This window comes from Micromonospora sp. NPDC005161, assembly GCF_053599855.1.
On record NZ_JBSFYQ010000116.1, the window covers coordinates 1 to 2,091 of the forward strand.

The window sequence follows — 2,091 nt, forward strand, 5'->3', positions numbered from 1 at the left end:
ACATGCCGATGAGAGTGCGTCGGCTAATACGGCAGTCCGAGATCGTGATGTGTGCGAGGGTTCCTGTCGTAACGCTGGACAGCCCACCGTGCCGCTGTACTGGCAGGCAGCGTCGCCCCACTGCCGGGGGCTTCTCATCGGCGGGTGCAGCAGCGACTGCCGCGTCTTGATCCTGTTTCACACGCGTGATGATCGCGGCGGCCGTGTCCCTACGTGGCTGCTCAGAAGTGCCGGGGACCCGCCAACTGGCGTCATGGTCTGCTCAGGGCCGCAGTGCCAGCTTGCCCACGGTGGCCCGGGCTTCCAGTTCCGCGAGTGCCTTCGGCCCCTCGGCCAGCTCATAGATGGTGGGCTGGCCGGGGCCGAGCACCCCGGCCGCGAGGAGCCCGAACAACTGGCCCATGACCTCGCCGAAGATCTGCGGTGCGGCCTGGATCAGGATGCCGATGTTCAGGCCGATGACGTGGATCTGGTGCTTGTAGACGAGTTCCCAGTTGGTGATCGCGGCTTCCCCGCCGGCCAGGCCGTAGACGACGACCCGGCCGGTGACCCGCTTGGTCGCGGCCAGGCTGGCGTCGAGGGTGGCGCCGCCGACCGAGTCCAGCACCAGGTCGGCGCCCGCGCCGCCGGTCAGCCGCAGGACGTCGGCGGCGAGGTTGGTGCCGCGGGAGTCGATGACGTGGTCGGCGCCCAGCGCCCGTACCACCTCGTGCTTGCCTGGCGAGGCCGTGGCGATCACCGTCGCGCCGTAGTGCTTGGCCATCTTCACCGCGGCCTGGCCGGTCCCGCCGGCAGCGGCGTGGATCAGCACGGTCTGCCCTGCGGCGACGCCGCCCAGCGGCTTGAGCGCCGCCAGCGCGGTCGGCCAGCTCACGACCAGGCCCAGCGCCTGCTCGTCGGCCCAGCCTGCCGGCACCGGGACCGCGGCGGCCGCGGGCAGCACCATGTACTCGGCGAAGGCGCCGCCTCCGATGCCGACGCCGATGACGTGGGCGCCGGTCTCCAGGTCGGTCACCCCCTCACCGACGGCGGTGACTTCACCGGCGCCTTCGATGCCCGCCAGATACGGCGGCTGCGGGCCGCCTGCGAACGTGCCGCGGGCCTGCGAGATGTCGACGAAGTTGACGCCGGCGGTGGTGACCCGGATCAGGACCTCGCCCGGGCCTGGGCTCGGTACCGGTGCGTCGGTGATCAGGCGCAGGTCCTGCGGGCCGTTCAGGGATGTCTGCTGCAGGGCGCGCATGGTTGCGGGAAGGCTCATGGCATCGGCTTCCTTTTTCTTTATCGAACGACCAACAGATCGTGGCACGGCCGTGCGGTGCAGGTCAAGGTAAACTTGATCGAACGACAAACAAGTACGGAGAGGCATCCCGATGGCTACTCGCGGTAGGCCGCGCACATTCGACCCGGACACCGCCCTGCGCCAGGCGCTGGACCTGTTCTGGGAACGGGGCTACGAGGGGACCTCGCTCAACGACCTGGCCGAGGCCATGGGTATCGCCTCGGCCAGCATCTACGCATGCTTCGGCAGCAAGGAGGACCTGTTCCGCAAGGTCATGGCGCTCTATGGCACGACCTCTGGCGAGCCGCCCAGGCGCGCGCTGCGCGAACAACCGACCGCGCGCGCCGCGATCCACGCCATGCTGCGCGCCACCGCCGATGAGATCACCCGCCCGGACACCCCGCACTACTGCATGCTCGTACTGGCCGCGCCCACCGGCGCCGTGGAAAACCACACGGTCCGGGAGTTCCTGGCCGACCGCCGGCGCGACCAGCACACCACCATCAAAGACCGGCTCGCCCGCGGCGTCACCGACGGCGACCTCACGGCGCCGCCCGCCAGCCTCGACGCGATCGCCCGCTACTACACCACCGTGGTGCAGGGCCTATCCGTACAAGCCCGCGACGGCGCCACCCGCGCCGAGTTGGAAGCGGTCATCACCTGCGCGATGGCCGCCTGGGACACGCTCATGCCGCGATGACAGTGCGCTGCCGCTTCGCGATCGGTGCCTTCGAGGGTGCCCGAACAGACCGTGAGATCGGGACGAGCCTCTGACAGCGGAGCCATGAACGGGTGCACGGATCTGCCGC

Annotated in this window: 2 protein-coding genes; one reads left to right on the plus strand and one right to left on the minus strand. The window is 69.8% G+C overall.

The genetic code is table 11. The annotated features are described in order from the left end of the window. Window positions 1–262 precede the first annotated feature (262 nt). On the minus strand, window positions 263–1,261 hold the full coding sequence (locus ACWD5O_RS37060; RefSeq protein ID WP_450088164.1) for a zinc-binding dehydrogenase: 999 nt from the start codon (window positions 1,259–1,261) through the stop codon (window positions 263–265). Between the two features lie 112 nt (window positions 1,262–1,373). Between ACWD5O_RS37060 and ACWD5O_RS37065 the strand changes: the two genes are divergently transcribed. Further along, window positions 1,374–1,982 (plus strand): TetR/AcrR family transcriptional regulator, encoded by a 609-nt coding sequence (locus ACWD5O_RS37065; protein ID WP_354968842.1) that lies wholly within the window; start codon window positions 1,374–1,376, stop codon window positions 1,980–1,982. Window positions 1,983–2,091: the final 109 nt, after the last annotated feature.

Bases quoted from the DNA above. Each gene is read 5' to 3' on its own strand.
- ACWD5O_RS37060 (WP_450088164.1), bottom strand. From the start codon at position 1,261: ATGAGCCTTCCCGCAACCATGCGCGCCCTGCAGCAGACATCCCTGAAC.
- ACWD5O_RS37065 (WP_354968842.1), top strand. From the start codon at position 1,374: ATGGCTACTCGCGGTAGGCCGCGCACATTCGACCCGGACACCGCCCTG.